Raw genomic sequence first — 4,145 nt, 5'->3', positions numbered from 1 at the left:
AAGTGTATAAAGTTACTTAACTATACTTAGTGATTGAATGAGCATAAGCCTTGGAAAAAACTTTGTGATTTACTGAATGTGCCCCGCTTAAATGTCCGATCGAGTAAATCAATGCTGTCACAACTGCACCAAAGACAAAGCTAATTCCCAGGTGAGTAATTGTACCTTGACTAATGTCATTTACCATTACTGCACCTGTTCCAGCAAATACTAAAGTAAAAGTGCCAATCGTTTCGGATAGTAACTCTTTTTTAAGATGTTTAATGGATTTCCATAGAGAAAATAGAGAACCTGAGTTGAAAACTGAATTCATCATCTAAAACCTTACTTGTCTTACAGGATAACTCACTACTATTTAGATTCAACTAAGGTTCAACTAAGTTCAAACTAATGTAATTAGAATTCAGGATTAATTTCCATGTGATTTAATAGAACTGAATTCTTCTCGAACAAAAATATAGTTGATTACATAGAATCTAGGTTTTGTTCTTTGAAAAACTGCTTTTTGAACCAAAAAGCTAGACTAACCAAACTAATTAAAACAGGAACTTCTACTAAAGGTCCAATTACAGCAGCAAACGCTACACCTGAATTAATACCAAATACAGCAATACTTACTGCGATCGCTAACTCAAAATTATTACCAGCTGCTGTAAATGCCACACTTGCAGCTTTTGCATAGTCGGCTTTGATTTTCCAAGCAATGTAAAAACTAGTCAAAAACATCAACAGAAAATAGATGATTAGTGGAATCGCAATTCGCACAACATCCATTGGTATCTGAACAATTAAATTACCTTTTAAGCTAAACATTACTACGATGGTAAATAGCAGGGCAATTAAAGTAATTGGACTAATTTTAGGAATAAATTCATTGTGATACCAAGACTTTCCTTTAGCTCGCACCAAAACAACGCGAGTGATAAATCCAGATAGGAAGGGAATGCCTAAATAGATAAAAACGGTTTGAGCAACTTCCCCGATGCCAATATTAACAACGCTTCCCTTTAAGCCAAATAAAGGTGGTAAAACAGAGATAAAAAACCAGGCATAAACGCTGTAAAAGAGAACTTGAAAAATACTATTTAAGGCAACCAGTCCAGCTGTAAGTTGATTGTCCCCTCTAGCCAGTTCACTCCATACAATTACCATCGCAATACAAGGAGCTATTCCCACCATGATTAATCCAGTCATATATTCTGGGTAATCACGTAGAAAAATAATGGCAAGTATAAACATCACTATAGGGGCAATCACCCACGTCTGAACTAGAGACAAAGCGAGAATTTTGCCATTGCGAAATACATCCCCTAATTCTTCGTACTTTACCTTTGCTAAGGGTGGATACATCATCAAAATTAAGCCAATCGCAATGGGGATATTTGTAGTTCCCACTTGAAACTGGTTAATAAATGCTTCTACTCCAGGGAAAAAATAGCCCAGACTGACACCTGTAGCCATTGCGAGAAAAATCCACAAGGTTAGGAAGCGGTCAAGAAAGGACAGTCGTTTTGAGGTAGATTTTTTCATGGAAACCTCAGTTTTTAGTCACCATCTCCAGCTTTCCAGGCAATATTTTTGCTTGGTTGGGGATTTGGTAGTTTCAAAGTTACTAATGCTGCTGCGAGGACAAAAAACGTTGATGTCCATAAACAGCCCACCAAACCGAAAAATTGATACACTAACCCAGATAACACAGTGCCAGCTAAACGACCACCAGAGTTTGCCATGTAGTAAAATCCGACGTTTAGTGCCACCTTATCATCATCGGTAAAAGCCAACACCAAGTAAGAGTGAACTGCTGAGTTAAAGGCAAATACCACGCCAAAAACCATTAATCCACCAACGATCGCAATATTAGCAGGTATACCCATTTGTAGAGCGAGTGCGATCGCAGCTGGAACTGCCGTTAAAGTAAATGTCCAAAACTGGACGGTGTTTGCTTGGGGAGGATGACCAGAACCAAATCGCTTAATTAATGTTGGTGCTAGAGATTGAATAATACCATAGCCAATTACCCAACAAGCGAGAAATCCACCCACTTGAGAAAATGACCAACCTAATGTACTACGCAAAAATACTGGCAGAGCAACAACAAACCATACATCCCTAGAACCAAATAAAAAGAATCTGGCAGCCGAGAGAATATTAATTTCTTCACTTTTAGAAAATAGTTGACTGAACTTGACCTTTTTCTTGATTTTGCCCATTCCTTTGGGTAACAGCATTCCCGTAAACATAATCAAGAACAGTCCAGCAGCCATAATCCACAGGGAATTAATAAAGCCAAATCCACCTAGTAATGCACTACCAACAAAAAAGCCAACCCCTTTGAGAGCATTCTTAGAACCTGTGAGAATTGCTACCCATTTAAATAGGGAAGATTGGGCATCCTGGGGTACAACTAAGCGAATGGCACTTTTGGTACTCATCTTGGTTAAATCTTTGGCAATCCCTGAAAATGCCTGTGCCACCATTACATAAGTTACAGCAATCCACTGTGCCCAACTAGGGTTAAGCATAGACAGCATTACCAGAGAAAAAATCTGTAGTCCAATGCCAGTATAAAGAGTTATTTTTAGTCCAAATTGAGAACCAATCCAACCACCAAGAAAGTTGGTGACGATACCGAAAACTTCGTAGAACAGGAATAAGGAAGCAATTTGGATGGGAGTATAACCAATTTTGTTGAAATAGAGCAGTACCAGCATTCGTAGCGCACCATCGGTAATGGTGAACCCCCAGTATGCAAGTGTCACTAAACTATAGTTTTTGAAATTGGCTCTGGAAGCTGTACTAGGTGCCATGAGGAAATGATGTTAATGAAGGATCAACAGGAAAATTGGGAAAACTTCGAGCTTGAGAATATTTCCAACTCAAAACTAGTTGAGGTTTAGAGCAACCTTGCGAGCAAGTTCAACCATCCGATTGGCATAACCCCATTCGTTGTCGTACCAGGCGAGGATTTTGACTTGTGTCTGGTCTACCACCATTGTGGATAGAGCATCAATGATGGAAGAGCGAGGATCATCTTTGTAGTCTATGGAGACTAAAGGACGCTCCTCATAACCCAGAATTCCTTGAAGCGGTTCCTGCTCTGAAGCCGCTTTGAGCAATCCATTAACTTCTTCGACAGTAGTTGGTCTGGCAACCTCAAAGACGCAATCGGTCAAAGAAGCATTGAGCAAAGGTACTCGCACTGCTAAACCATTCAACTTGCCATTCAGTTCAGGATAAATTAACCCGATCGCAGTTGCCGAACCTGTACTAGTGGGAATCAAAGACAAACTAGTAGCTCTAGCTCGACGTAAATCTTTATGGGGAGCATCAACGATGGTTTGAGTGTTGGTGTTGTCATGGATTGTGGTAATTATTCCATGCTTAATTCCCAAACCTTCATGAATTACCTTAACAACTGGAGCTAAACAATTTGTGGTACAAGAGGCAGCAGTGAGAAGATGGTGTTGTTTGGGTTGATAAAGCTGGTCATTAACCCCCATAACAATATTTAGGGCACCTTCCTTGACTGGAGCAGCCACAATTACTTTTCTGATTCCCCGTTTGAAATAAGGATCAAGGGTTTCGCTAGTTCTAAATTTTCCTGAGCATTCCAACACCACATCCACACCCAAATCTTCCCAAGGAACTTCACCCGGTTGGGAATATTCGCTAAAACTCAGAGGTTTACCGTCTATGAGAATGAGATTTTCTCCAGCTTCTACCTCTGGTGTCCAACGTCCATGAACCGAATCAAACTTGAGTAGATGAGCGGCTGTAACTGCTCCACCTTTGACTTCGTTGATATGGACAAATTCGATTTCCGAACATCCCCACGCTGCTCGCAAAGCTAATCTACCAATCCTGCCAAATCCATTAATACCAACACGAACTGTCATTGATTTACCTGCCATCGGGCTAACATTCAAACAACATAAATTTTCTAAGAGGGTGTTTATAAATTAGGCAAAAAGTCTAGTTTGTCATGCTGAACGGAGCGATAGCGCAGTGAAGCATCTCTAGACTACGCTTCAAACGCTAGATTCTTCGTTCCTCAGAATGACAGATTTTATTTATAAACACCCTCTTAGAAAATTTATGTTGTTTGAATGTTAGCCCGATGGCAGGTAAATCAATGACAGTTCGTG

3 protein-coding genes and 1 pseudogene are annotated in these 4,145 nt (G+C 39.9%); all 4 read right to left on the bottom strand.

Features of this window, described 5'->3' with window-relative positions:
• Window positions 1-76: 76 nt before the first annotated feature.
• Window positions 77-313 (bottom strand): annotated as a pseudogene (locus CK510_RS27135) (aquaporin); the annotation flags it as partial.
• Window positions 314-465: 152 nt separating this feature from the next.
• The gene (arsB, locus tag CK510_RS27130; protein ID WP_095724618.1) at window positions 466-1,530 is read right to left on the bottom strand and encodes an ACR3 family arsenite efflux transporter; all 1,065 of its coding nucleotides are present in this window, start codon (window positions 1,528-1,530) and stop codon (window positions 466-468) included.
• Window positions 1,531-1,544: 14 nt separating this feature from the next.
• Window positions 1,545-2,807, bottom strand: coding sequence for an organoarsenical effux MFS transporter ArsJ (arsJ, locus tag CK510_RS27125; RefSeq protein ID WP_095724617.1), 1,263 nt, complete (start codon window positions 2,805-2,807; stop codon window positions 1,545-1,547).
• Window positions 2,808-2,882: 75 nt separating this feature from the next.
• The gene (locus CK510_RS27120) at window positions 2,883-3,896 is read right to left on the bottom strand and encodes an ArsJ-associated glyceraldehyde-3-phosphate dehydrogenase (protein ID WP_095724619.1); all 1,014 of its coding nucleotides are present in this window, start codon (window positions 3,894-3,896) and stop codon (window positions 2,883-2,885) included.
• Window positions 3,897-4,145 lie beyond the last annotated feature (249 nt).

Source organism: Brunnivagina elsteri CCALA 953 (genome assembly GCF_002289455.1).
Classification (GTDB): domain Bacteria; phylum Cyanobacteriota; class Cyanobacteriia; order Cyanobacteriales; family Nostocaceae; genus Brunnivagina; species Brunnivagina elsteri.
The sequence above is the reverse complement of the archived record's forward strand: the minus strand, read 5'-3'. Positions and strand labels throughout refer to the sequence as shown.

What these genes read in the sequence shown, in the direction of transcription:
- CK510_RS27120 (WP_095724619.1), bottom strand. Translation starts at nt 3,896, where the DNA reads ATGACAGTTCGTGTTGGTATTAATGGATTTGGCAGGATTGGTAGATTA.
- arsB (WP_095724618.1), bottom strand. Translation starts at nt 1,530, where the DNA reads ATGAAAAAATCTACCTCAAAACGACTGTCCTTTCTTGACCGCTTCCTA.
- arsJ (WP_095724617.1), bottom strand. Translation starts at nt 2,807, where the DNA reads ATGGCACCTAGTACAGCTTCCAGAGCCAATTTCAAAAACTATAGTTTA.